Source organism: Bradyrhizobium sp. BR 1432 (assembly GCF_051547705.1).
GTDB classification, from domain to species: Bacteria; Pseudomonadota; Alphaproteobacteria; order Rhizobiales; family Xanthobacteraceae; genus Bradyrhizobium; species Bradyrhizobium zhanjiangense.
In genome coordinates this window covers 2,116,239-2,142,621 of sequence record NZ_JBPUGF010000003.1, presented here as the reverse complement: position 1 = coordinate 2,142,621, position 26,383 = coordinate 2,116,239, and the positions used below count along the sequence as shown (strand labels likewise).

The window sequence follows — 26,383 nt, the reverse complement described above, 5'->3', positions numbered from 1 at the left end:
CTCACTCCGCCACCCGCGCGGGCTTGTCGGCCGCTGCCTCCGACCATTCGCCGACGACGCGGTCGAGATCGCAGAGGTTCTGGTGCATCTGCTCCAGCGAGAAGCCGAGCGCGAAGAAGCGCTCGGCGGTGTCGCTCGGCTGGCCGCGGATCAGACCATCGTGACGGACGGCGGCGACCGCCTCGGCGTAATGCTGGAGCGCAACGTGGACCGGATGGAGCGGCGGCGCGCCGGCGCCCTCCCGCAAGGCCGCAGCGGCTGAGCGCAGGAAGCGGGCGATCACGGTCGAGACCTCCGTCAGCGGAGCTGCGAGCCGCGTCTGCACCTCGGCCGGCAGCGGCACCACGGTGGCGCGGCCGATCATCACGACGTCATGCCGCAGCCGCAGGATGGTTCGCAGCAAGGGACCGGTATCCGGCCCGCTCGACAGCCGCGCGGCGCGCTCGCGTTCGGCTTCGGCGCCAATCGCGTTGAGGCTGACCATCGCAGTGCCGATGCCGTCCTGGATCCGGTGCAGCGCGTCGTTGTCGCGGCCGCGCGTGAGGCCCGCGAGCAGTTCGGTGAAGGCATCGGCGATCAGTTCGAGCAGTCTTGCTGCGCTGGCGCGGATCTGCCGCACCGCGCGCGAGGGCAGCACCAGGAAGGAGACGAGCAGGCCCGTGATGGCACCGACCGCGACCTCGCTGACGCGATCGATCGCCGAGGTCATGGGATCGGAGTGATGCATGGTCGGAACAAGGAGCACGATCACGGCGGTGACCGTCGCGGCGCTGAGGCTCGGATTGATCGCGGCGATGAAGGCGAGCGGGGCGACCGAGAGCACCAGAAGCCCCAACAGGCCCGCTTCACCGGAGTACGGGATCAGGATCGCGATGGCGCCGCCATAGATGGCGCCGCCGATGGTGCCGAGCATGTAGTCGCGCGTCGCCTTCAGCGAGCGGCCGACGCTCATCTGGGTCACGATCAGCGAGGTCAGCACCGCCCAGAGCGGCAAAAGCAAATGCAGCGCGGTGGCGATGGCATAGGCGGCTACCGCCGCCACGGTGACTCGGATCGCCAGCCCCAATTGCGTCCGTCGCGCCCGAATCCGGTCGAACAGCTCTCTTGCGCGTGTCATCGTCAACGTCCCGGTCCGATCCTCTTGCGCCAGGCAAAAGCATGGCTGATGCCCGCCCCCGCTAGGCCGCTTGAAAGGCGAAATTAGCCCGCCTAACTTGCCGGCCAAAGCGAGGAAACACGATGGCCCACGAAACCGCAACGCTCGCCGCCTATGTCTTCAATCTGAAATATCAGGATATTCCGGCGGAGGTGCTGGATCGCGCCAAAGTGCTGACGCTGGACTTCCTCGGCAGCGCCATCCGCGCCCGCAGCGAGGCGGAATCGACCCCGTCGATGCTAAAGACGCTGGAAGCGCTCGCGCTCGATGCCAAGGGCGAATCCACCGTGTTCGGCGACAGCAAAACCTGGACGCCGGCGGTGGCGGCCCTGCTCAACGGCGCGCTGGGACATTCGCTCGACTTCGACGACACGCACGCGGATTCCTCGCTGCATCCGAGCGCGCCGGTGGTGCCGGCCGCCTTCGCGGTCGGCGAGATGGTCGGCGCGTCGGGCCGCGACGTGCTGACCGCGATCGTTGCAGGCTATGAAGTCTGCTGCCGGCTCGGCAATGCGCTCGACCCGACCTCACACTACGCGCGCGGTTTTCATCCGACCGCGACCGCCGGCACCTATGGCGCGGCCGCGGCCGCCGCAAAACTGTTCGGCCTCTCCGAGCAGCAGATCATCGCCGCCTTCGGCGTCTCCGGCAGCCAAGCTGCCGGATCGCTGCAATTTCTGGTCAACGGCGCCTGGAACAAGCGCTACCAGGTCGGCGCCGCCGCGATGAACGGCGTGATCGCCGCGACACTGGCGCGCAACGATTTCGTCGGCGCGACGGAATCGGTCGAGGGCAAGCACGGCCTGCTCGCCGGCTACACCGACGATGCGCATCCGGGCAAAGCGGTGGCCGAGCTCGGCAAGACCTACGAGACGCTGAAGATCGGCGTCAAACCCTATCCGAGCTGCCGCTACACCCATGCGGCGATCAACGCGCTGATCGCAATGCGGCGCGAGCACAATCTGACGCCGGACCAGGTCAAGCGTGTCGAGATCGGCCTGCATCGCAACGGCATCACGCTCACCGGCGATGCCGCGACCAAGCGGCATCCGACCTCGATCGTCGGCGGCCAGTTCTCGATGTTCTTCACCGGCGCGCTCGCGCTCGACCAGGGCTCATTCGGCTGGGACGATTACAACCGCCTTGGCGACGCCGCCGTCGACGCCCTCGCCGACAAGTTCGACGTGGTGCAGGACGACCGGCTCGAAATCGGCCGCACCCATCCGTTCGGCGCCCGCGTCAGCATCACGACGGACGATGGCGTGCATGAGCGGCTCTATGCCGATCCCTCCGGCGAGCCGAATTCGTTTCCTGACAGGCAGGCGATGCAGCAGAAGTTTTTGACGCTGGCGCGGCCCGTGCTGAACGCGCGCGCTGAGAAGTTTGCGGATGCGATCATGACGCTGGAGCGGTTCGACCGCGTGGCGAAGGCGACGGAGCTGGGGAGGCAATAGCTCGAGCGCGCATGCTCACCCTCCCCTGGAGGGGGAGGGTCGCTTCGCATGAAGCAAAGCGCAATGCGAAGCGGGGTGGGGTGATCTCTCCACACGGGCACTGCTTCAAAGGATAGACCGTCACCCCACCCCGCTCGCGCTGCGCGCGATCGACCCTCCCCCTCCAGGGGAGGGTAAGAAGCGCCGCACCGCTCCTCTCAATCCGCCCCGGCCATCTTCCCCTTCTCGCGCGTTGCGGCCACCACATCGCGCACCAGATCGAACACGCCATCTGCTTCCGGCGGCCAGTTCGGCGAGCGTCCCATGCGCACGATCACCAGCCGCTCGGACGGGATCACGATCGTGTACTGCCCGATCGTGCCCTTGGCGAAGAAGGCATCGCGCGGCCAGCCGTGCGCGATGCGAAACTTCGCGCCAAAGCTGTCGCCCTGGTTGGTCCAGAAGCCGGCGCCGATGCCAACCCAGGCCTTCGGCGTGGGCGAGGACGAATAGCTCACCCAACCCTCGGGCAGGATGCGCTGGCCGCCGGCGACGCCGTCATTGAGATAGAGCTGGCCGAAGCGCGCCCAGTCGCGCGCCGATGCCAGCATCTCGCTCGAGCCCTCGATCGTGCCTGAAGCGTCGAGCTGGAGCGTGACATGGCGCATGCCGAGTGGAACGAACAATTCGCGGCGCGCGAAGTGCAGTGCAGCAGCTGCGGGATGTCCGCCGGCCGCGTTGCGGATCAGATGCGAGAGCAGGATGGTGTTGCCGTCGTGATAATTCCACGCTGCGCCCGGCGCGGTCGCGAGCGGCATGCTCGCGGCATAGGCGGCCATGTCGTCTTCCACGAATTTCATGCGGTTCACCGGCTCGAAGGCGGAGCCGAGCGAGGCCTGCAACGAGCTGCCGAGTGCCAGCCCTGCGGTGTGGCGCAGCAATTGATCGACGCTGATGGCATGGCGCGGGTCATCCGCATGCTTCCAGGCGGCGACCGGCGCGGACCCGTCGAGCTTCAGCTTGCCCTGACGCACCAGCACGCCTGTCAGCGCCGAGATCACCGATTTGGTCATGGAGAAGCCGAGCAGCGGTGTCTCCGGTCCGATGCCGTCGGCATAACGCTCGGCGATGACGCGGCCCGCCTTCATTACGACGATCGCGCGGGTGCGGCGATAGGGCGGCTGCACGGGTTCGGCAAAGGCGCGATCGAGCGCGGCAGCAAGCTCGGGACTTTGCGGCGGCACGATCGCCGGACCGGCGATCTCGGGCAGCAGCGCGGGCTGCCGGTCGTCCGGCGGCGGGATGACTTCGGCGAGCGGCTCGCCATGCGCGAGCGTGCAGCCGAGCCCCTCGCGATAGACGGCATGGCTGCGGCCGAGGCCAAATAGTGTCACCGTAACGTCCTTGCGCACGCGGTCGACGCGATACTCCATCGCCCAGCTGATCAGGCCGGTGCCGGGCATCGCATCGTTGGTCTCGGTGAAGGTGCGCCGCGGATCGAGGCCGGAGACGAAGGTCTCGGAGCACAGGATGCCGGCGACAAAGCCGGTGGCGACCTTCGGCACGTCGCGCGCTCGCGCGGCGCCAAGCGCGAGACCGGCACAGGCGATGGTGGCGAGGAGGACGATCTTGCGGCGGCGGGTCACGGGCTGTCTCCGGCTTGGGGCGTGTGCCCGGGACGAAGCAGGAGACATGGGATATGTGCTCGCCGGATTTGGAAAATGGCGTGGCTGGATTTGGCCGGGACTGATCGATTCTGAAATAACGCAACAGATCCAACAGCTTGAAAATCGGGCTGGTCTGTCGCACCGGGGACGGTGGACCCCCCTCGCCCCGCTTGCGGGGAGAGGGTTGGGGTGAGGGGGAGCCTCCGCGGGGACGGCGACAGACGGACTCGCGGAGGCTCCCCTCACCCGAAATTTGCTCCGCAAATTCCGGCCTCTCCCCGCAGGCGGGGAGAGGCGAAGAGCCCATCACGCCGTGCTCGCTTTAAGCCGCCGATATTCCGTCGGGGTCACGCCGGTCACCGCCTTGAAGGCGCGGTTGAAGGGGCCGAGGGACTGGAAGCCGGCATCCATGGCGATGGTGATGACGGGGACTTCGGCCTGGGCGGGATCGGCGAGTGCGGCCTTGGCTTCCTCGATCCGGTGATTGTTGAGGAAGACGTTGAAGTTGCGATAGCCGAGGCGCTGGTTGATCAGCCGGCGCAGCCGGTATTCGGGAATTTTCAGCCAATTCGCCAGCACGCCAATGGTGACGTTCTCCTGGCGATAGATCCGCTCGTCCGCCATCAGCCGCATCAGGGCATCGATGAGCTTCTGGTCGGCGGCGTCTTCTGCCGCCGGGGCTTGGCTCAAAACCAGCGGCGGCGCGGCCTCCGCAGCCACCGGAAACAGGTCGGCACCATCGACGCGCATCATCGCATAGGCGATGGCCGCAACGATGCAGGCGAGCACGCCCGCATTGATCGTGTCGGCGAGTTCGCCAACCTCCGTTCCGGCCACGACAATCTGGAGCAGCGCGTTCAGCCCGCCATAGAGCGCGGCCGCGCAGACGATGAAGACGCGAACGCGGCGGCGGCGCTCGACCAGATCGGCCGACCACGAACTGATCGTCTGCACCACCGCGAGCGCAATGAAACCGAGCACGATCAGATTGACGACGGTGACGGCAAGCCGGACGTTTCCGCCCGGTGCGATCCAGAGACAGTTGACGAAGCTGAACGCGGTCACCAGTCCCCAGATCAATCCGTGCCACCAGCGCAAGCGAAACTCGTCGTCGAACAGCGCGCGCGTGAACAGCCAGAACACCACGATGTTGCCCGTCGACAACGCAATCAGCGGCGCATGCCAGGCCGGCACCAGCGACGACACGCCGACCGAATAGCTCGCCGCATGCGCGGCCGAGCCGATCGCGAAGCCAGCGCCGAGCCGGGCTGCCAGCACGTGGCCGAAATCAGAGACGAGCGACGCTCCAAGCACAAGCAGCAGCGCCACGGACGCGGCGCGAAATGCGAGTTCTGTTGCGGCAAATGTCATCGGGCGATGCGACGGTCGCGATTGAAATCAGCCGAACATCCTTCGTCAGGTGTATTTTTTCAAGGACCATCCGCACCACAACTGTCATCGCACGGCTTGACCGGGCGATCCAGTACTCCGAGACGGCAGTGGTTAGACCGATGAGCCGCAGCGTACTGGATTCCCCGCCTTCGCGGGGAATGACAGCGGTGGGTGAGGCGATGATAGTTCTGCACAAGGCGCTATTGCGGTCCGCGACGTTGAGCCCCGGCTTTGTCGCGACGGCGCTGCAAATTCCTGCTAGTCTCGCATCCAACAAAGCCAAAAGGAGTTCACCGATGAGCTGGCAACCCTCCAACGATCCCGTGCTCGGCGATCCCATGTCCTGCGATGCGCTCGATCTCGTCATCGTGCCGCGCACGCGCGATCTCGGGGACGGATTTGAGGTGCGGCGCGCATTACCGCATGGCAAGCGGCAGATGGTCGGGCCCTTCATCTTCTTCGATCATTTCGGACCGGTGCAGTTTGTCTCCGGCAAGGGCATGGACGTGCGGCCACATCCACATATCGGGCTTGCCACCGTCACCTACCTGTTCGACGGCGCGATCATGCATCGCGACAGCGAGGGCAACGTCCAGGAGATCGCGCCCGGCGCGATGAACCTCATGACCGCCGGGCGCGGCATCGCCCATTCCGAGCGCACACCGGACGCGCAACGCGCCTCGGGCCAGAAGATGCTGGGCTTGCAAAGCTGGATCGCGTTGCCGGCGGGATCCGAGGAGATCGCACCGTCGTTCCAGCATTATGCGGCAGGCGATTTGCCGATGATCTCCGAGCGCGATTTTACCGCGCGGGTGATCGCGGGCTCCTCGTTCGGCATCACCTCGCCAGTGTCGATGGTCTCGCCCTGGTTCTACACCGAGGTCACGGCGGCGGAAGGCGCGAGCGTGCCGCTCGATCCCGATCAGGAGGAACGTGCGATCTACCTGGTCGACGGCGAGGTCGAGATCGCGAACGAACGCTACGAAGGGCCGCGGCTGCTGATCTTCCGTCCGGGCGACCGCATCACCGTGAAGCCACTGAAGGCGACCCGGATGATGTTTCTCGGCGGCGATGCACTGGAGGGTCCGCGCCACATCTGGTGGAATTTCGTCTCCTCCAGCAAGGAGCGGATCGAGCAGGCCAAGCAGGACTGGAAAACCGGCCGCTTCGCGGCAGTTCCGCAGGAACATGAGTTCATTCCGCTGCCGGAATAGGCTAATCCGGTTTCCGGCCGCACTGTCAGCCGCGGCCGGATTTCTTGCGCGAAGGCTTTGCCGATGACCACCATGCTCTCCAGCGACCTGCCCCTCCCCAAGATCGGACGCGGCAAGGTGCGCGATATCTACGCCGTCGACGACGACCGCCTGCTGCTCGTCACCACCGACCGCATCAGCGCCTTCGACGTCGTGATGGACGAGACCATCCCGATGAAGGGCGCGGTGCTGACTCAAATCAGCGCGTTCTGGTTCAACGAGCTCGAAGGCGTGGTGCCGCATCACATGATCAGCGCCGACACCGACGCGATCATCGCGGCCGTGCCGGCCTTGATGCCCCACCGCGCCGAGACTCTCGGCCGCGCCATGCTGTGCAAGCGCACCACCGTATTTCCGATCGAATGCGTGATACGCGGCTACCTCTCGGGGTCGGCCTGGAAGGAATATGCCGCGAGCGGCACGCTGGCCGGCGAGAAGCTGAAGGCCGGCCTCGTCGAGAGCGAGAAGCTCGAGCCTGCCATCTTCAGCCCGGCAACCAAGGCCGAGAGCGGCCATGACGAGAACATCACCATCGCGAAGATGCGCGCGGTGGTCGGCGACGAGGTCGCCTATACGCTGGAGAGCATGACGCGCGCGATCTACTCGCTCGGTGAGGAGCTGGCGCGCGAGCAGGGCATCATCATCGCCGACACCAAGTTCGAGTTCGGCCGTGACAAGGACGGCCGCATCATCCTGATCGACGAAGTCATGACCCCGGATTCCTCGCGCTTCTGGGCGGTCGATGCCTACAAGCCTGGCCAGCCGCAGGCGAGCTTCGACAAGCAACCCTTACGCGACTATCTCGACGTCGAGCGCCGCGCCGGCCGCTGGAACGGAGACGCCCCACCGCCGCCGCTGCCCGCCAGCGTTGTGGATGCAACCAGCAAGCGGTATCTCGAAGCTTACAGGCGCGTGACGGGGAAAGAGCTGAAGATTTAGCCCTGCTGTTGCACCTCGCTTCGTCATTGCGAGGAGCCCGCGACAAAATTGCGAAGCAATTTTGCGCTGGCGACGAAGCAATCCAGGCTGTCTCCGCGGAAAGATTCTGGATTGCTTCGCTCGCAATGACTCGGAGAGACTGATGCGCCCTCACACCCCCGCCATCATCACGTATTTGATCTCGACATACTCTTCCATGCCGTGATGCGAGCCTTCACGCCCCAGGCCGCTTTCCTTGACGCCGCCGAAGGGGGCGACTTCCGTGGTGATGAGGCCGGTGTTGACGCCGACCATGCCTGATTCCAGTGCCTCGGCGACGCGCCAGACGCGGCCGAGATCGCGGGAGTAGAAGTAGGAGGCAAGGCCGAACGGCGAGGCGTTGCACATCGCGATGACATCGGCTTCGTCCTTGAAGCGGATGACGGGTGCGAGCGGGCCGAAGGTCTCCTCCTGCGACACCAGCGAGTTCCGGCTTGACGTCGGCCAGCACCGTCGGTTCGAAGAACGAGCGTCCGAGCTCGCTGCGCTTGCCGCCGGTGACGACCTTGGCGCCGCGCTTGACGGCGTCGGCGATGTGGCGCTCGACCTTGTCGACCGCCTTCATGTTGATCAGCGGACCCTGCGTGACGCCACCCTCGGTGCCGTCGCCGATCTTCATCGTCGCGACCTTCTTCGACAGCTTCTGCACGAACTCGTCGTAGATGCCATCCTGGGCATAGAGGCGGTTGGCGCAAACGCAGGTCTGGCCCATGTTGCGGTATTTCGAGACGATGGCGCCTTCGACCGCGGCGTCGATATCGGCATCGTCGAACACCACGAACGGCGCGTTGCCGCCAAGCTCGAGGCCGAGCCGCTTCACGCCGACGGAGGCCTGCTGGTAGAGGATCTTGCCGACGGCGGTCGAGCCGGTGAAGCCGACGAAACGAACCGCCGGATGCTCGCACAGCACCTTACCGATCGGCGGCGCGTCACCGGTGACGATGTTGAACACGCCCTTGGGCACGCCGGCCTTCTCGGCAAGAGCCGCGAGCGCGAGCGCGGACAGCGGCGTCTCGTTGGCGGGCTTCAACACCACGGTGCAGCCGGCCGCCAGCGCCGGCGAGACTTTTCGCGTGATCATCGAGTTCGGGAAATTCCACGGCGTGATCGCGCCGCAGACGCCGATCGGCTGCTTGATCGCGAGCAAGCGCGCGTCGCTCCGCTGCGTCGGGATGGTCTCGCCATAGACGCGCCTCGCCTCCTCGGCGAAGAACTCGACATAGGCGCCGCCGATATCGACCTCGCCGAGCGCCTCGGTGAGCGGCTTGCCCTGCTCGGAAGTGAGGATCAGCGCGAGATCCTCGCGGTTGGCGACGATCAGCTCGAACCATTTGCGCAAGATGTTGGAGCGCTGCTTGGCGGTGAGCTTGGCCCAGGCCGGGAACGCGCGCTCGGCGGCTTCGACCGCTTTGGTGGTATCGTCCGCGCCGAGCTGCGGAACCTTGGCGAGCTCGACGCCGGTCGCGGGATTATTGACGGCGAAGACCGGCGAGCCGGTCCAGGCGCCGTCGATGTAACAGGCTTCCCTCAGCAGCGACGGGTCCTTCAACCGGTCGCGCAGATTGGACGAGGCTTGCGGGGCGCGGGCGGCAGTCGGGGTCATGGCGTTACTCCTCAGGGCGCGATCGGGTCGGCCCGGAATATAGGGACAGACGGCGCGCAATGCACCGCCCCGCAACGCACATCTGCTGGGAGTTAAACTGAGGGCCGCAGGTCCCTTACCTCTCCCCAGCGGGGAGAGGTCGATTTGCTCCTGGCGATGCGAAGCATCGTCCAGTGCAAATCGGGTGAGGGGCGCAGGACCACGAAAGAGCGTAAACCCCTCACCCGCGCCTGCGGCGCGACCTCTCCCTATGGGAGAGGTTTGGCATCGCGATCGAGGAAGCAGCTACGCCGCGCCGCTCAGATAGGTCTCGCGGCGCCCGATCATGCGCTCGGCGGCGGCCTTGGCGTCGGCCTTCGAGGAGGTCGCGCAGGTGCGGTATTCGAGATCGGGCACGTCCGAAGTGTCGCGCCGGCCGAACCATGACTTCGAACCGACCGGCAGCAATGCCAGCGCCTGCGCCAGATTGTCGACCGCCCCGAAGGAGTACAGCGCGCCGGTGCCGGCGATGCGAACCTCGTAAATGCCCGGCGAGATCGGCGCCTCCAAATTGTCGCCCCGTCCGGGACGGGGATAGCGCTTCCATTCACTCCAGGTCGAAATCATTTGAGGTCCCCTCGCGGCCGATCAGCAGCCGCCAATTTGCATCAAGTCTTAACGTCACCGGCCAATTGGCCGCGTGCTGAAGCGCCGCAACGCACAAAATGTTTCAAGTGAGTCAAACACGCGAAACATACCGCCAGCGCCCATTCATGGCCACGGCGAGATGCAGCCATCCACCGCAGGTTGTGAAAGAGTGTTGCAGTTCAGCTCCGTTGTCGTCCTGCGTGGAACGCCGACCGTCAAGTCACGACATCGCGACCGGCGCAGGTACATGGATGCGCTTGCCGCGCCGAGCATGCGGGAGGACAATCAATCACTTCCAACAATAATCAAACCGGAGGAAACACGCATGCAAAGCCGAGCCCAGATCGACGAACTTCTGCGCCAGAAGAGCGACGCAAAGGAAATTCCCGGAGTCGTCGCCATCGCCGCCAGCGGTAAAGAAGTGCTGTATCAGGGTGCGTTCGGCAAGCGCGACCTGTCCAAGCCCGATGCGATGACCGCGGACAGCGTGTTCTGGATCGCCTCGATGACGAAGGCGGTGACATCAGCCGGCGCGATGCAGCTGGTCGAACAGGGCAAGTTGTCGCTGGATGCGCCGATCGGTGAAGTGCTGCCCGATCTCGCCACGCCGCAGGTGCTCGAAGGCTTCGATGCCAAGGGCGAGCCGAAGCTGCGGCCTGCGAAGGGGCCAATCACGCTGCGCCACCTCATGACCCACACTGCGGGCTTCTGCTACAACATGTGGAACGGCGATCTCGCGATGTATCTGGAGAAGACGGGGATCCCCGCCATCACCACCTGCCAGAATGCGGCGCTGAAGACGCCAATCATGACCGATCCCGGCACGCGCTGGGAATACGGCACCAATATCGATTTCGTCGGCAAGGCGGTGGAGGCCGTCAGCGGCAAGCGGCTCGATGCGTATTTGCGCGACAATCTATTCGCGCCGCTCGGCATGAGCGACACCGCGTTCAAGATCACCGATAGCATGCGCAAGCGTCTGGTCGGCATGCATGCGCGCGGCGAGGACGGCCAGCTCGCATCGATGCCGTTCGAGCTCGAGCAGGAGCCGGAATTCCACATGGGTGGCGGTGGCCTCTACTCGACCGCGGGCGACTACATCAAGTTCACCCAGATGATTCTCAACAAGGGCCGCGGCAACGGCAACCAGGTGCTGAAGGCGGAGACGGTCGCGACGATGGGACAGAACCACATCGGCGATCTCGCCATGGGCAAGATGACGACGGCGGCGCCGATGTACACCAACGACGTCGATCTCTATCCGGAGCAGGTGAAGAAGTGGGGGCTGAGCTTCCTCATCAACACCGCCAAGACCGCGGAAGGGCGCAGCCCGAACAGTCTCGCCTGGGCGGGCCTCGCCAACACCTATTACTGGATCGACCCGTCGCGCGACGTCACCGGCGTGATCCTGATGCAGCTGTTGCCGTTCGCCGACGCGAAGTGTTTGGAGACGTTCGCGGGCTTCGAGCGCGGGGTTTATGCCGGGCTCGATGCTGCCGGGAGCGGGCAGAAGGCGGCGTGAGGGGCGCGCACGGCCGCGCAGCTCTCAGCACACGACGACTGTCATCCCCGCGAAGGCGGAGGATCCAGTACGCCGCGGCCTCTCGGTTCAATCACTGCCGTCTCGGAATACTGGATCGCCCGCCTTCGCGGGCGATGACAGTTGAGAGTTTGGCGCGCACCTGAATCCACATCGTCATTGCGAGCGTAGCGAAGCAATCCAGTCTGCTGCCGCGGAAAGATGCAATACTGGATTGCTTCGCTTCGCTCGCAATGACGGAGGAGAGCGAGCCCTACCCCGTCAGCCCGCGCTGCTCGGCGAGCTCCTTCAGCGACACCTGGGGCCGCGCCGATATGCTGCGATCACTTCGGCCGCCGCAAGCGCGCCGAGCTCGCCGCACTGCTTGTACGCGAAGTTGCGCGCGAGGCCATACAGGAAGCCGGCGGCGAAGAGGTCGCCGGCACCAGTGGTGTCGATGACCTTGTCGACCGGGAATGCCGGCGCGACGGCGTCTTCCACTGAGACCACCATGCAGCCCTTCTCGCTGCGGGTGACGACGCCGAGATTGACGTCGTTGCGCAGCTGCTTCAGCGCGGTGTCGAAGTCCGAGGTCATGTAGAGCGAATGCAGCTCGGCCTCGTTGGCGAAGACGATGTCGACAGTGCCGTTGCGCATCAAGGACAGGAACTCGTCGCGATAGCGGTCGACGCAGAAGGAATCCGACAACGTCAGCGCGACCTTGCGCTTGGCATCATGGGCGATCTTGGCCGCCTTGACGAAGGCGTCCTTGGCGTTCTTGGGGTCCCAGAGATAGCCTTCGAGGTAGACGATGCCGGCGCCGGCGACCTCGACCGGATCGATGTCGGCGGGCGACAGATCCTGCGCCGCGCCGAGATAGGTGTTCATGGTGCGCTCGCCGTCGCCCGTGACCAGGATGTAGGAGCAGCCGGTGGCGGGGCCGTCCGTTGCGGCGGGCGTGTTGAAGGCGACGCCGGCAGCGCGGATGTCGTGGACATAGAGCTTGCCGATCTGGTCGTCCTTGACCTTGCCGACATAGGCGGCGCGGGCCCCTAAGCTGCCGATGCCGACGATGGTGTTGGCGGCCGAGCCGCCCGAGACTTCCGTCGCAGGGCCCATGTCCTTGTAGATGGCGGCCGCCCGTGCCTCGTCGATCAGGGACATGCTGCCCTTGGTCATGCCATGCTTGGCCAAAAAGGCCTCGTCGGTCCTGACCAGCACGTCGAACAGCGCGTTGCCGATGCCGAGAACGTCATATTTCACGTCAGCCATTCACCTTGATCCTGTTTGGCGGATTGCGATCCCCGCGGAAATCCGCTTCCTGTCAGCTTGAAATCTGGCTCGCGGCCTATCACGACCGGACCCGCGCGGGCAAGCAACGGTATTATAAAGGGCCGATGATCCGCTCCTTCCTGACCGTCTCGACGGGAACGCTAGCCTCGCGGCTACTGGGCTTTGCCCGCAATTCCCTGATCGCGGCGCTGCTCGGCACCGGCGCCGTAGCGGATGCGTTCCTGGCGGCATTTCAGCTCGTCGACGTCGTGCGCGGCTGCTGAGCGAGGGGGCGCTGAATGCGGCGCTGATCCCGGCCTGGCTGCGTATCCGCGACCGCGATGGCGAGATCGCTGCGGCGGCATTCGCCGGACGCGTGCTCGGCACGGTCAGCGCGGCTCTGGTCGCGATCTCGATCGGCATTGCGCTTCTGATGCCACTGATCATCACGGTGATCGCCCGGGCTTTCTCGGTAGCAGCACGCTCGATCTCGCCGTGCAGAACGCGCGGCTGATGCTGCCTTATCTCGCCTTCGCCGGCCCCGTCACCGTGCTGATGGGACTGCTCAACGCACAAGGGCGCTTTGCGCTGACGGCGTTCTCGCCGCTGCTGTTCAACATCGCGCTGATCGCCGCGATCGCGGTGCTGTTGCTGGGCATGCCGATGCGGTTCTCGCTGCGTGGATGCTGGCCGCCACCGTCGGCGTCGCAGGCCTGCTGCAATTGCTGATGCTGCTGTCGCAGCGAAGCGCACGCCTTGCGACGCCGTTGCGCGTGAGTTTCGACAAGGAGATGCGGGCCTTTTTTGCCAAGGCCATTCCCGGCATGATCGCAAGCTCGGGCCCGCAATGGTTAATGGTCGCCGGCGCGATCATCGCCTCGACGACGCCCTCCGCTGTGTCCTGGCTCTATTTTGCCAACCGCCTGATCGAGCTGCCGCTCGGCATCGTCGGCGTCGCCATGGGCACGGTGCTGGTGCCGGAGCTGACGCGTGCGGTCGGTAGCGGCGACCGCGTCGCGGTGGCGCATGCCGAATCGCGCGCGCTGGAGCTGGCGACCGGGCTGGCGCTGCCGGCCACGCTCGGCCTGATCGTGCTGGCCGATCCGATCGTACGGCTGCTGTTCGAGCACGGTGCGTTCAGCGTCGAGGACAGCGCGGCTACCGCGCACGCACTGATGTGGCTGGCGCTGGGCCTGCCGGCGCACGTGCTGATCAAGGCGCTGTCGCCGGCCTTCTACGCCCGCAGCGACACGATGACGCCGTTGCTCGCGACCGCCAAAGGTTTCGTGGTGACGGTCGCGCTCGCGGTTCTGCTCGGTCATGTCTTTGGCGCGAGCGGGATCGCCGCGAGCATCGCGGCCGGCGCCTGGAGCAGCGCGCTCTCGCTGCTTCGGAAAGGCACGACCGAATTCGGCTTCTCGGTCGACGCAGCGGCCCGCACGCGATTGCCGCGAATCGTGCTGGCCGCGATCGCCATGGGCGCCCTGCTCTGGCTGACCGCCGGTCTCGTGCCTGCCGAGACCCATGGCTTGATCAAATTCGTCGCACTGGGTGTGCAGATCGCGGCCGGGATCGCCGTCTACGGCCTGCTCCTGCAAATCCTCGGTGCAGCCTCCTGGCGCGAGGCGGCTAACGCGTTGAAACGGCCGGGCCATTAGAGCGCTCGGCGCCAGGCTCTTCACCTCTCCCGATGGGAGAGGTGGAATTGCCCTTGACGGGGCTGCGCCGCTGTTGGAAACGACGGCCGTATCTTCCAGGAAAGCTGACCATGCCATTCGTTGAACGAGTCTTTTCGGGCGTCCAGCCGACGGGCAATCTGCATCTCGGCAACTACCTCGGCGCGATCGTCAACTTCGTGAAGATGCAGGAAACGCATACTGCATCTATTGCGTCGTCGACATGCACGCGATCACGCAAGGCGTCGATGTCTGGGCGGGCCGGCCGAGCTCACGCGCAACACCCGCGAGGTCACCGCGGCGTTCATCGCTGCCGGCATCGATCCGAAGAAGCACATCGTGTTCAACCAGAGCCAGGTCTCCGGCCATGCCGAGCTCGCCTGGATCTTCAACTGCGTCGCGCGCATGGGCTGGCTCGGCCGCATGACCCAGTTCAAGGAGAAGGCCGGCAAGGACCGCGAGAACGCCTCGGTCGGGCTGTTCGACTATCCCGTGCTGATGGCGGCGGACATCCTGCTGTACCGCGCCACTCATGTGCCGGTCGGCGAGGACCAGAAGCAGCATCTCGAGCTCTCGCGTGACATCGCGCAGAAGTTCAACAACGATTTCGGCGATTCCATTCGCGCTCAGGGACACAATGACGGCCTGTTCTTCCCGCTGCCGGAACCGCTAATCACCGGTCCGGCGACGCGCGTGATGAGCTTGCGTGACGGCACCAAGAAGATGTCGAAGTCGGATGCGTCGGACAATTCGCGCATCAACCTCACCGACGATGCCGACACCATCGCGCAGAAGATCCGCAAGGCGAAGACCGATCCGGAGCCGCTGCCGAGCGAAGAGAAGGGCCTGGAAGCGCGTCCCGAAGCCGACAATCTCGTTGGCATCTTCGCCGCGCTCTCCGGCCGCTCCAAGGCCGACGTGCTCAGGGATTTCGGCGGCGGCCAGTTCTCCAGCTTCAAGAACGCGTTGGCCGAGCTGTGCGTCACCAAGCTCGCGCCGATCGCCGGCGAGATGAAGCGCCTCGTCGCCGACCCCGGCCATATCGACGCGATCCTGAACGAGGGCTCCGACCGGGCCCGCACTATCGCCGACGAGACCATGAAGCTCTCGAAGGACATCGTCGGCTTCATCCACCGGCGCTGATCATCGCGTCAGCGAAATCTGGCTGGTGCCACCGCACCGGCCGCCCCCTCTCCCAAAGCGGAAGAGAGTGTGGCAGCATGCCGGCCGTGCACACGCCGGGACATGCATGACCAGCAAGCGCCTTTGCTTCGAGCCGGGTCACAAGCCCAAATGCCTCGTCATCGTCGACGACACCGCCGAATGGGATCGCGCGGTGTATCGCCAGCCGCTGGGCGATCCGCGCCGGCGGCGGCGTGGTGATGCTGCGCATCATCGAGCCCGAACAGCAGACGCAGGAATGGCTTGGTGTCGCCGACATCATGCGCGCCGAGGCGCAGGAAGCGGCGGAAGCCGCGCTTGACCGCGCCGCCGGCCGCGCCAACGGCATCGCCGCGATCACGCCGGAGCGGGTGATCCGGGAAGGCGCCGCGATGGAACAACTGCTCGCGGTGATCGACGAGGATCCTGATATCGCCATGCTGGTGCTGGCCGCGAGCCCTGGTGCGGAGGGACCGGGGCCCTTGGTCTCGCTGCTCGCGCATGCGCTCGGCACGTTTCCGGTTCCGGTGACGATCATCTCCGGCGCGCTGAGCGACCAAAGCGTGGATTCGCTGTCTTAGCTTCTCGCCTCTCCCCGCCTGCGGGGAGAGGCCGGAATTCAAGCGCCGCTTGAATTCCGGGTGAGGGGAGCCTCCGCGCGTCCAACTCTCACCGTCCTCGTGGAGACTCCCCCTCACCCCAACCCTCTCCCCGCAAGCGGGGAGAGGGAGAAGAGGCGTCCTAACTCGCTGATATAACAACGAAACAGCTCCCACACCCCTTGATCGTGCGTTCCCCGTCGCCATCTGCTACTGGATAGAGCACGCGCCGGCCTTGAACCGGCGACGTCTGGAGAAAACCATGTTCATTCAAACCGAAGCCACCCCCAATCCCGCCACGTTGAAGTTCATTCCCGGCCGCGTCGTGGTCGACGGCAGCCCGGTGGAGTTTTCGAGCCGCGAAGCCGCAAGCCGCTCGCCGCTCGCCGAAAAGCTGTTCGACGTGCCCGGCGTCACCGGCGTGTTCTACGGATCGGACTTCATCACCGTGACCAAAGCGAGCGGTGAGTGGCAGCAGCTCAAGCCCGCGATTCTCGGCGCGATCATGGAGCACTATATGTCCGGCGCGCCGCTGCTCGCCGACGGCACGGCGCAAAGCGATACCGAACTCGACGACCACCATGAATTCTTCGACGAGGCCGATGCCGAGACGGTCGACATGATCAAGGATCTGATCGAGACCCGGGTGCGGCCGGCCGTCGCCAATGACGGCGGCGACATCACCTTCCGCGGCTTCAAGGACGGCGTCGTCTATCTCAACATGAAGGGCGCCTGCTCGGGCTGCCCGTCATCGACTGCGACGCTCCAGCACGGCATCCAGAACCTGCTCAGGCATTTCGTGCCCGACGTGGTCGAAGTCCGGCCGATGTGAATTGCACGGTCTGCGCACCGATTTCCTTCCGTCATGCCCGGGCTTGTCCCGGGCATCCACGCTTTTGGGGCCGCAAAGTCGTGGATGGCCGGGGCAAGCCCGGCCATGACGGCGAGAACCTTAGATATCATCCAATTGCCAATGCTATGATCACGTCATGCTGATCCTCGCCATCGATACTGCGCTCGACGCCTGCTCCGCCGCCGTGCTCGACACCGAAACGGCCGAGCTGCGCGCGCAGGAATCGCTGCCGATGAAGCGTGGGCATGCCGAAGCCTTGATGCCGCTGATCGCGCGGGTGATGCAATCGGCGGAGCTCGGCTTCACCGCGCTCGACCGCATCGCGGTCACCGTCGGTCCTGGAAGCTTCACCGGCCTGCGCGTCGGTATTTCGGCCGCGCGCGGCCTTGCGCTCGCGGCGAAACGGCCGGCCGTCGGCCTGACCACCTTGTCCGCCTATGCTGCCGCCATCGTCGGCCAGAGCCGATCGGCGCCCGTGATGTCCGCGATCGATGCGCGGCACGACCACGTTTATTTCCAGATCGTCGCCGGCGACGGCAGCCAGCTGGTGCGACCGAAGGTCGCCAGCATCGACGAGGCGATCGCGGCTTCGCAATTCGGCGCGCCGCATCTGGTCGGCAATGCCGCAAACATCCTCGCCGAGCGCTGGCCGAAGGGTGCGCCGCAACCCATTGCGGTCGACGCGCAGCCCGCGCCCGATATCGGCTGGGTCGCCTGGCTCGGCGCCGCGGCCAATCCCGACACGACCCCGGCGCGGCCGTTCTATCTGCGCACGCCCGATGCCAAGCCGGCCGCGCAGCCACAGCTCGCAGCACAAGCTGCAAGCTCATGATGGGATGGTTCTCGCAATGGTGGCGCGGCAGCACTGCCGCCGTCGAGCCCGCGTCTGCGCGCGACGCCGCGCGGCTGGCGCAGCTTCACGGCGCCTCCTTCGCGCGCGGCTGGGGCGAAGGCGAGTTCGAGAGCATGCTCGGTGAGCGCAACACGCTGGTGCATCGCTTGCGCCTCGGTCGCAAGACGATCGGGTTTGCGGTGTCGCGGATCGGCGCGGACGAAGCGGAAATCCTCTCGATCGCAGTCGATCAGGCCTATCGCGGCCGCGGCCTCTCCCGCACGCTGCTGATGACCCATCTCGGCCACCTCGCCGGGCGCGGCGTGCGCATAATATTTCTCGAAGTCGAGGAAAATAACCAGCCGGCGCGCCGCCTCTACGATCGGGCCGGATTCATGGTGGTCGGGCGCCGCGAACGCTACTATAAGCAGCCGAACGGGGAACAATTGAACGCCCTTCTGATGCGACGTGACTTGTCGTAACATTGATGGCAGAAAGCGCCTCCGCCAGGCAGACAATCCTATGACCGCACTGAAACCTACTTCCGCATCCAAGGCATCCGGCATCGAGGCGCGTTGTGCCGCCACCGGCATGCGCATGACCGAGCAGCGCCGCGTCATCGCCCGCGTGCTCGCGGAGGCGGTCGACCATCCCGATGTCGAGGAACTGTACCGGCGCTGCGTCGCCGTCGACGACAAGATCTCGATCTCGACGGTCTACCGAACGGTGAAGCTGTTCGAGGATGCCGGCATCATCGAACGCCACGATTTCCGCGAGGGCCGCGCGCGCTACGAGCAGATGCGCGACAGCCATCACGACCATCTCATCAATCTGCGCGACGGCAAGGTGATCGAGTTCACCTCCGAAGAGATCGAGAAGCTCCAGGCCGAAATCGCCCGCAAGCTCGGCTACAAGCTGGTCGATCACCGCCTCGAGCTCTATTGCGTCCCGCTCGACGACGACAAGCCGACGTCTTAGTTGGGCATGATCTCCGCGCAAACGCGGCCCGCGTTTGTCGCGCGGGAAAACCGCTCCACCTTTTCCGGATCATGCCTTAGTGCCCATCGACCTCATCATCTTCGACTGCGACGGCGTGCTCGTGGACAGCGAGGTGATCTCCTGTCGCGCACATGCCGATGTGCTGACGAGGCACGGCTATCCGATCACGTCGGATCAGGTGTTCGAACGTTTTCTCGGCCGCTCGACGCGGCAGGCGAATCTCGAGATCGAGACCGAGCTCGGCCGCAAGCTGCCCGAGGCCTATCACGGCGATCTGCAGGACGAGCTGTTCCGCTCGTTCGAGGCCGACCTCGAAGCAATCCGCGGCATCCATGATGTGCTCGATGTCGTCACCCAACGCGTCTGCGTCGCCTCGAGCGGCTCGCATCAGCGCATGCGCGTGAGCTTGGGGAGCACGGGCCTCTACGAGCGCCTCGCACCAAATATCTTCTCGGCCTCGCAGGTGAAGAACGGCAAGCCGGCGCCGGAGCTGTTCCTGTTCGCGGCCAACGAAATGGGCGTGCCGCCCGAGCGCTGCGTCGTGATCGAGGACAGCCTGGCCGGCATTGCCGGCGCGCGAGCTGCCGGGATGCCCGTGTTCGGCTTTTACGGGGGCAGCCATTGCCGCGATGGCTATGCCGAAACCCTGCGCCTGGCCGGCGCCGACCTGCTCTTTGCCGACATGCATCAGCTGCCGGAGCTGGTCCGGCGGGTCGAGGCGGACGCCTTGGCGGGCTGATTTTCGCCCTCTCACCGTCATTCCGGGACACGCCCGACGCGGGCGACCCCGGAATTCGCGCCAGAACCTCTGGATTCCGGGTTAGCGACTGCGTTGCGCCCCGGAATGACGGCCCCAAATGGCCCCATTCGCTGGATTTTCGCGCCTCCAGCCTATATCTGAGGGGCGTCCTCCAGCTCCATTTTCGGGTTCCATGACGCCGCCGCGCAAGCTGCACATCAAATCATATGGCTGCCAGATGAACGTCTACGATGCCCAGCGCATGATGGACACGCTGGCTCCGGCAGGATTCGTGGAGACGGCCAGCGCTGAGGACGCCGACCTCGTCATCCTCAACACCTGCCATATCCGCGAGAAGGCCTCGGAAAAGGTCTATTCCGAGCTCGGCCGCCTGCGCGTTGCCAAGGACGAGGCCGCTCGCGCGGGCCGCGCGATGCAGATCGCGGTCGCGGGCTGCGTGGCACAGGCCGAGGGCGAGGAGATCGTGCGCCGCGCGCCTGTCGTCGACGTCGTGGTCGGACCGCAGAGCTATCATCATCTGCCCGAGCTATTGAAACGCGCCGGCGACGAGGGCCGTGCGATCGAGACCGAGTTTCCCGCGGCCGACAAGTTCGGCTACCTGGCCCAACCGAAGCCCGATGCGATCCGCGCGCGCGGCATTTCCGCCTTCGTCACGGTGCAGGAAGGCTGCGACAAGTTCTGCACCTTCTGCGTCGTGCCGTATACCCGCGGCGCCGAGGTGTCGCGTCCCGTGGCGAAGATCGTGGACGACGTGAAGCGGCTCACTGAGAACGGCGTGCGCGAGCTCACGCTGATCGGGCAGAACGTCAACGCCTATCACGGCGAGGGGCCGGGCGGAAAAGCTGGCCGCTCGGCCGGTTGCTCGAGCATCTGGCGCAAATCCCGGGCATCGCCCGGCTGCGCTATTCGACCAGCCATCCCCGCGATGTCGATGACAGTTTGATTGCGGCCCATCGCGATCTCGGTGCCCTGATGCCGTTCGTGCATCTGCCGGTGCAGTCGGGCTCGGACCGGATTCTGGCCGCCATGAACCGGAAACATACCGCCGATGATTACCGGCGGGTCATCGACCGTTTCCGCACCGCACGCCAAGACATTGCTTTTTCATCAGATTTTATCGTCGGCTTCCCCGGCGAGAGTGAGCAAGATTTTCTGGCCACCCTCGCGCTTGTCACGCAAATCGGCTACGCTGCGGCTTATTCGTTCAAATATTCCGCCCGGCCGGGAACGCCGGCCGCGGACATGCAGGAGACGGTGTCCCCCGCCGAGATGGACCAGCGATTGGAGCGGCTCCAGGAACTGATCGACAGCCAGCAATCGGCCTTCAACAAGGCTGCGATTGGCTGAACGATCGATGTGCTGTTCGAGCGTCCGGCTCGCAAGGAAGGCCAGATCGTTGGCCGCACCGCTTACCTCCAGCCCGCGCATGTGATGGCCTCGCCCGACATCATCGGACAAATCCTGCCGGTCCGGATCGACAGCCTCGAGCGCTACAGCTTTCTCGGCGAGCTCGTGACACCGCGCAACGCGCGCGAGCCCGCTTTATCGCAAGCCACTGGAGCCTGAACCCTTGCCAAAAAGCGCATCGGATTCGTCTTCGTTCGCTCCCAGCCGCAAATTTGACCGCGACATGCAAGTACCGCCCGAGACCCAGGTCGTCATCGATTTCGACGACAACCGTGCCGCCTCCGCGCTGGTCGGCCCGTACGGCCAGCATCTCGCGCAGATCGAGCGGCGGCTCGGCGTGATCGTCGACTCCAAGGGTAACCACATCACCATCGGCGGCACGCGCGACGGCTGCGACGCCGCACGCCGCGTGCTGGAGATGCTCTACGCGCAAGCCGTGAAGGGACAGGATCTCGACCAGGGCGAGGTCGAGGGCGCGATCCGCGCCGTGATCGCCCAGGGCTCGCTGTTCGAGTTCGATGCCAAATCGGCCAAATCAACCTTCGACAGCATCAATTTGCGCAAGCGCCCGGTGCGCGCGCGCACGGCCGCGCAGGATTTCGACATCCGCGCACTGAAGCGCCACGAGCTGGTGTTCGGCATCGGCCCCGCCGGCACCGGCAAGACCTGGCTCGCGGTCGCGTATGCCGCGCAGCTGTTCGAGCGCAAGGAGGTCGACAAGATCATCCTGTCGCGTCCGGCGGTGGAAGCAGGCGAGCGGCTCGGCTTTTTGCCCGGCGATCTCCGCGAGAAGGTCGATCCCTATCCTGCGCCCGATCTACGACGCGCTCTACGATCTCATGGACGCGCGCATCGTCGAGCGGGCGCTCCAGACCGGCGAGATCGAGATAGCGCCGCTCGCCTTCATGCGCGGCCGCACGCTCACCAACGCCGCCATCATCCTGGACGAGGCGCAGAACACCACGTCGATGCAGATGAAGATGTTCCTGACCCGCCTCGGTGAGAACAGCCGCATGATCGTGACAGGCGATCCCTCGCAGATCGACCTGCCGAACGGCCAGACCTCGGGTCTGGCGGAAGCAACCCGGCTCCTGAACGGCGTCGAGGGGATTGCGCAAGTGCATTTCAAAGCCGAGGACGTGATCCGCCACGAGCTCGTGGCGCGGATCGTCGCCGCTTACGAAGGGTCGCCGCAGCGGCCGGCCACCGGTCAATCCTGACGAGGCAACAGCCGGACCAAGCGGGCGCGTACAGCGCGCCTTTTCGTCCCAGACAGCACAATGTCCCATTCCAACCTACCCACAACCGAGGTTCTCGTCGTCGCCGATTGCTGGCAACGCGAGCCCGATTCCGAAACCGTGATCCAGCGCGCGGTTGCGGCCGCCGCCGAGAACGTCGACGAAGACGTCGCCGACGCCGAAGTGGCTGTGATGCTGACCGATGACGCCGGCATCCGCACCCTCAACGGCAACTGGCGCGGCATCGACAAGCCGACCAACGTGCTCGTCGTTCCTGCGCTCCAGCCCGAGGGCGAGTGGAAGCCGGGCGATGCGCCGCGCATGCTCGGCGACATCGCGATCGCCTACGAGACCATGCGGCGCGAGGCGGACGAGGAACACAAGCCGTTCGATCATCATTTGAGTTATCTCGCCGTGCACGGTTTCCTGCATCTGATCGGCTACGACCACGAGAACGACGACGACGCCGAGGAGATGGAGGCGCTGGAGACGCAGATCCTGGCGCATCTCGGCATTCCCGATCCCTATGCAGACCGCCCGGGGACGAATTGAGATGCCGGATTCCGATCCAATCCAGGACAACCCGCGCAACACGCGCAATTTGCCCGCCGTCGTGACCCAGGGCGAGGTGATGCGCCCGACCGCAGAAGGCTGGCTCTTGCGCGCCATCCGGACGCTGTTCGGCTGGAAGGCGGGATCGGTGCGCGACGACCTCCAGGTCGTGCTCGACGCGTCGACGCCTGACGACACCGGCTTCTCCGCGGTCGAGCGCACCATGCTGCGCAACATCCTCGGCCTGCACGAGCGCCGCATCGCCGACGTCATGGTCCATCGCGCCGACATCGTCGCGGTGAAGCGCGACATCCCGCTCGGCGAATTGATGGACCGCTTCGAGAGCGCCGGCCATTCGCGGCTCGTCGTCTACAACGAGACGCTGGACGATCCCGTCGGCATCGTCCACATCCGCGACCTGCTCGCCTTCATGACCGCGCGTGCGCGCGTGTCGGAGGCCACCAAGACCAAGCGCAAGAAGCCGCTGCCGGCCGGGCTCGATTTGCGCGCCGTCGATCTCGCGCTGCCGCTTCACGAGGCGCGCATCATCCGCAAGCTGCTCTACGTGCCGCCGTCGATGCGGGCGATCGACCTGCTCGCGCAGATGCAGGCCACGCGCATCCACCTCGCGCTGGTTGTCGACGAATATGGCGGCAGCGACGGGCTGGTCTCGCTCGAGGACATCGTCGAGCAGATCGTCGGCGAGATCGACGACGAGCACGACAGCGACGAGCCGCCCTCGATCGTGCGCCTGCCCGACAACGCCTTCATCGCCGACGCCCGCGCCAGCCTCGACGACGTCCGCTCGGTGATCGGCGAGGATTTCGTCACCGGCGAGGCCGGCGAGGAGGTGGAGACGCTGGGCGGCTATCTCGTCAGCTTCGTCGGGCGCCTGCCGGTGCGCGGCGAGGTGATCCGGGCCCCGGCACTTACGAGGTCGAGGTGCTCGACGCCGATCCGCGTCGCGTCAAGCGGCTGCGCATCTCGACGCGGAAGGAGCGTCCCGCGCCCCGCACCCAGCGCGAGAGCCGCCGCCGCGAAGCGGCGCCGGAGAGCGGTCAACCGCCGGCCAGTGACACGCCGACCCCGCCGCCGAGCGACGGGGCCGGTCCGCAGTGAGCCCGCTCCAGCGACTTCGGCAGATTGCGCTTGCCATCATCCTCAGCTGGGGATGGAAGCGCGCCGTCATCGCCATGGCCGCCGGGGCGCTGTCGGTGCTGGCGCTGGCGCCGTTCAACCTCTTCCCGGTGCTGTTCGTCACCTTTCCGGTGCTGGTCTGGCTGATCGACGGTGCCGGCGGCGGACGATATGGCGGCGTTCCTGCCGCGGCGCTGACCGGCTACTGGTTCGGGCTCGGCTATTTCGTGCCCGGCCTCTACTGGATCGGCTACGCCTTCTTCGTCGAGGCCGACGTGTTCGCCTGGCTGACACCATTCGCCGTGCTGGGCCTGCCGGCCTATCTCTCGATCTTCACGGCAATCGGCTTTGCGCTGGCGCGCCTGCTCTGGACCAAGAACGCCACGCGCGTGCTGGCGCTCGCAGCAAGCCTCACCATCAGCGAATGGCTGCGCGGCCACGCGCTGACCGGCTTTCCCTGGAACGCGTTCGGCTACGCGCTGTCCGAGCCGCTGCCGCTGGCGCAGACGGCATCGCTGATCGGCCTGTGGGGCATGACGTTCCTGACAGTCACGATCTTCGCGAGCCCAGCGACGCTGTTCGATCGCGCGCCCGATCGCCGACTGCAATGGCGCGCGCCGGCCGCCGCAATTGCGCTTCTGATCGTCATGGGCATCTTCGGCGCGATCCGCCTGTCGCTGCATCCGACCACGATGGTTGCGGGCGCCAAGCTGCGCCTGATGCAGCCGAACCTCCAGCAGGACGCGAAATTCAACTACGCCGCCAAAGCGGAGGTGATGAAGAAATATTTGGCGCTGTCCGACCGCGCCTCCGGCCCGCAATCGACCGGCGTGCGCGATGCCACCATCCTGATCTGGCCCGAATCCGCCTTCCCGTTCTTCCTGACTCGCGAAGCCGACGCGATGGCTGAGATCGCCGACCTTCTGCCGAAGGGCACGGTGCTGATCACGGGTTCGGTCCGCGCGCCGGATCTGCCGCGGGGCACACCGATCACGCGTGCCTATAACTCGATCTACGTGATCGATCACGACGGCAGCGTGCTCGCTGTGTACGACAAGCTGCATTTGGTGCCGTTCGGCGAATTTCTTCCCTACCAGGGGCTGATGGAGAAGCTCGGTTTCGAGCAGCTGACGCGCGTGCGCGGCGGCTTCATTCCCGGCACCGTGCGCCATGCGCTGCCGGTCGCCAGCGCGCCGCCCGCGCTGCCGCTGATCTGTTACGAAGCCATCTTTCCCGGCGAGGTGGGCGGACGCAGCGAACGTCCGGGCTGGATCGTGAACCTCACCAATGACGGCTGGTTCGGCATCTCGACCGGTCCCTATCAGCATCTGGAGCAGGCGCGGATGCGCGCGATCGAGCTCGGCTTGCCGCTGGTCCGCTCCGCCAATACAGGCATCTCCGCAGTGATCGATCCGGTGGGGCGCACCATCGCCAGTCTCGGCCTCGGAATCGAAGGCATTTTGGATGCAGGTCTGCCCGCCGCGATCCCGCCGACGATCTATGCGCGGGTGGGCGACGTGCCCGCAGCCATGCTCGTCGCGCTCGCCGTGATTGTGGCGATCCGCCGACGTGTCGCCAAACGGCACCTCTGATCGCCTCGCCGCGGACTTAGCCGGAATCCTTTGACAACCGTAGTCCCACGGTTGACAGACTGCACGCGGGCTCCCCATTCTGCAACAGCTGCAAAAGACAGCGGTGCGTTGCTAAATTTCTCCGCAATGTTTCCCAATAAGAGGGTCTGATTTGACGGTGCTGACACCCGAGGCACGCTTGTTGATTGCGCCGAGGGTGATGTTTGGAGGGCTGAGGAAATGTCGAAAGCGCCCAACCCTGTTGACAAATATGTCGGCAGTCGCGTGCGTATGCGCCGCATCATGTTGGGCATGAGCCAGGAAAAGCTCGGTGAAGCTTTGGGCCTGACTTTCCAGCAGATCCAGAAATACGAGAAGGGCACCAACCGGGTCGGCGCGAGCCGCATCCAGCAGATCGCCGAGATTCTCCAGGTGCCGGTGTCGTTCCTGTTCGAGGGCGGGCCGAGCGGTGTGCCGGGCCCGGAAGGCTTCAGCGAAGGCGCCTCGCCATCTTACGTCTCGGATTTCCTCGCGACATCGGAGGGACTCGCCTTGACCAAGGCGTTCACCCGAATCACCGATTCCAAGATGCGCCGCTCCATCGTCGATCTCGTCGAGCAGATCGCCGCCCGCGAAGGCCCCGACAAGCGCTGACGCGTCATCGCAATGGCGATTTGAGACTGCCCCAAATCTGGCCT

Annotated in this window: 16 protein-coding genes and 8 pseudogenes; 18 read left to right on the top strand and 6 right to left on the bottom strand. The window is 65.5% G+C overall.

The window, feature by feature from the left end; all coding sequences use genetic code 11:
- Nucleotide 1: 1 nt before the first annotated feature.
- Nucleotides 2–1,117, bottom strand: a complete 1,116-nt coding sequence (locus tag ACSKB8_RS10210) for an FUSC family protein (RefSeq protein ID WP_438103874.1) — start codon at nt 1,115–1,117, stop codon at nt 2–4.
- 122 nt (nt 1,118–1,239) lie between these two features.
- On the opposite strand from ACSKB8_RS10210, the gene ACSKB8_RS10205 reads away from it, so the two are divergent.
- The gene (locus ACSKB8_RS10205; protein ID WP_438103872.1) at nt 1,240–2,610 is read left to right on the top strand and encodes an MmgE/PrpD family protein; all 1,371 of its coding nucleotides are present in this window, start codon (nt 1,240–1,242) and stop codon (nt 2,608–2,610) included.
- Between the two features lie 197 nt (nt 2,611–2,807).
- Here the strand turns inward: ACSKB8_RS10205 and ACSKB8_RS10200 are convergent, their stop codons facing one another.
- Both ACSKB8_RS10200 and ACSKB8_RS10195 read right to left on the bottom strand, forming a co-directional pair.
- Nucleotides 2,808–4,235 (bottom strand): serine hydrolase domain-containing protein, encoded by a 1,428-nt coding sequence (locus ACSKB8_RS10200; RefSeq protein ID WP_438103870.1) that lies wholly within the window; start codon nt 4,233–4,235, stop codon nt 2,808–2,810.
- A 327-nt stretch (nt 4,236–4,562) separates the two neighbouring features.
- A complete protein-coding gene (locus ACSKB8_RS10195; protein WP_438103868.1) occupies nt 4,563–5,627 on the bottom strand; it encodes a helix-turn-helix domain-containing protein in 1,065 nt (354 codons plus the stop codon).
- A 317-nt stretch (nt 5,628–5,944) separates the two neighbouring features.
- Between ACSKB8_RS10195 and ACSKB8_RS10190 the strand changes: the two genes are divergently transcribed.
- Together ACSKB8_RS10190 and ACSKB8_RS10185 are read left to right on the top strand one after the other, a co-directional pair.
- Nucleotides 5,945–6,862 carry a pirin family protein gene (locus ACSKB8_RS10190; RefSeq protein ID WP_438103867.1) on the top strand — a complete coding sequence of 306 codons (918 nt, stop codon included), beginning with the start codon at nt 5,945–5,947 and terminating at the stop codon, nt 6,860–6,862.
- A 63-nt stretch (nt 6,863–6,925) separates the two neighbouring features.
- Nucleotides 6,926–7,840: a phosphoribosylaminoimidazolesuccinocarboxamide synthase gene (locus tag ACSKB8_RS10185; protein ID WP_438103866.1), complete on the top strand. Its 915-nt coding sequence runs from the start codon at nt 6,926–6,928 to the stop codon at nt 7,838–7,840.
- A 150-nt stretch (nt 7,841–7,990) separates the two neighbouring features.
- On the opposite strand, the pseudogene ACSKB8_RS10180 reads toward ACSKB8_RS10185, so the two are convergent.
- Both ACSKB8_RS10180 and ACSKB8_RS10175 read right to left on the bottom strand, forming a co-directional pair.
- Nucleotides 7,991–9,482, bottom strand: a pseudogene (locus ACSKB8_RS10180) (NAD-dependent succinate-semialdehyde dehydrogenase).
- 285 nt (nt 9,483–9,767) lie between these two features.
- Nucleotides 9,768–10,088 carry a hypothetical protein gene (locus ACSKB8_RS10175; protein ID WP_091898185.1) on the bottom strand — a complete coding sequence of 107 codons (321 nt, stop codon included), beginning with the start codon at nt 10,086–10,088 and terminating at the stop codon, nt 9,768–9,770.
- Between the two features lie 346 nt (nt 10,089–10,434).
- Between ACSKB8_RS10175 and ACSKB8_RS10170 the strand changes: the two genes are divergently transcribed.
- Entirely contained in the window at nt 10,435–11,631 is a 1,197-nt protein-coding gene (locus ACSKB8_RS10170; RefSeq protein WP_438103864.1) for a serine hydrolase domain-containing protein, read from the top strand.
- 271 nt (nt 11,632–11,902) lie between these two features.
- Here the strand turns inward: ACSKB8_RS10170 and ACSKB8_RS10165 are convergent.
- Nucleotides 11,903–12,900, bottom strand: a pseudogene (locus ACSKB8_RS10165) (adenosine kinase).
- A 125-nt stretch (nt 12,901–13,025) separates the two neighbouring features.
- Here ACSKB8_RS10165 and murJ point away from each other — a divergent pair.
- From murJ to ACSKB8_RS10095, 14 genes and pseudogenes are all read left to right on the top strand, one after another.
- Nucleotides 13,026–14,558, top strand: a pseudogene (gene murJ / locus ACSKB8_RS10160) (murein biosynthesis integral membrane protein MurJ).
- A gap of 110 nt (nt 14,559–14,668) precedes the next feature.
- A pseudogene (gene trpS / locus ACSKB8_RS10155) lies at nt 14,669–15,719 on the top strand (tryptophan--tRNA ligase).
- A 106-nt stretch (nt 15,720–15,825) separates the two neighbouring features.
- Nucleotides 15,826–16,318 (top strand): annotated as a pseudogene (locus ACSKB8_RS10150) (universal stress protein).
- A gap of 280 nt (nt 16,319–16,598) precedes the next feature.
- Nucleotides 16,599–17,168, top strand: a complete 570-nt coding sequence (locus ACSKB8_RS10145) for a NifU family protein (RefSeq protein ID WP_438103862.1) — start codon at nt 16,599–16,601, stop codon at nt 17,166–17,168.
- 157 nt (nt 17,169–17,325) lie between these two features.
- The gene (gene tsaB, locus ACSKB8_RS10140; RefSeq protein WP_438103860.1) at nt 17,326–18,021 is read left to right on the top strand and encodes a tRNA (adenosine(37)-N6)-threonylcarbamoyltransferase complex dimerization subunit type 1 TsaB; all 696 of its coding nucleotides are present in this window, start codon (nt 17,326–17,328) and stop codon (nt 18,019–18,021) included.
- Nucleotides 18,018–18,503 carry a ribosomal protein S18-alanine N-acetyltransferase gene (gene rimI / locus ACSKB8_RS10135; protein ID WP_438103858.1) on the top strand — a complete coding sequence of 162 codons (486 nt, stop codon included), beginning with the start codon at nt 18,018–18,020 and terminating at the stop codon, nt 18,501–18,503. Before tsaB ends, rimI begins: the two co-directional genes overlap by 4 nt.
- Before the next feature lie 40 nt (nt 18,504–18,543).
- Complete coding sequence (locus ACSKB8_RS10130) at nt 18,544–18,999, top strand: Fur family transcriptional regulator (protein WP_370989828.1); 456 nt, start codon at nt 18,544–18,546, stop codon at nt 18,997–18,999.
- A gap of 79 nt (nt 19,000–19,078) precedes the next feature.
- Entirely contained in the window at nt 19,079–19,759 is a 681-nt protein-coding gene (locus ACSKB8_RS10125) for an HAD family hydrolase (protein ID WP_438103856.1), read from the top strand.
- Between the two features lie 193 nt (nt 19,760–19,952).
- Nucleotides 19,953–21,346, top strand: a pseudogene (miaB, locus tag ACSKB8_RS10120) (tRNA (N6-isopentenyl adenosine(37)-C2)-methylthiotransferase MiaB).
- Nucleotides 21,347–21,410: 64 nt separating this feature from the next.
- Nucleotides 21,411–22,407: pseudogene (locus ACSKB8_RS10115) on the top strand (PhoH family protein).
- 60 nt (nt 22,408–22,467) lie between these two features.
- Nucleotides 22,468–22,977 carry an rRNA maturation RNase YbeY gene (gene ybeY / locus ACSKB8_RS10110; protein WP_438103854.1) on the top strand — a complete coding sequence of 170 codons (510 nt, stop codon included), beginning with the start codon at nt 22,468–22,470 and terminating at the stop codon, nt 22,975–22,977.
- Between the two features lies 1 nt (nt 22,978).
- Nucleotides 22,979–24,096: pseudogene (locus ACSKB8_RS10105) on the top strand (hemolysin family protein).
- The gene (gene lnt, locus ACSKB8_RS10100) at nt 24,093–25,706 is read left to right on the top strand and encodes an apolipoprotein N-acyltransferase (RefSeq protein ID WP_438103852.1); all 1,614 of its coding nucleotides are present in this window, start codon (nt 24,093–24,095) and stop codon (nt 25,704–25,706) included. The pseudogene ACSKB8_RS10105 and the gene lnt overlap by 4 nt, the downstream one beginning before the upstream one ends.
- 219 nt (nt 25,707–25,925) lie before the next feature.
- Entirely contained in the window at nt 25,926–26,339 is a 414-nt protein-coding gene (locus ACSKB8_RS10095) for a helix-turn-helix domain-containing protein (RefSeq protein ID WP_024338547.1), read from the top strand.
- Nucleotides 26,340–26,383: the final 44 nt, after the last annotated feature.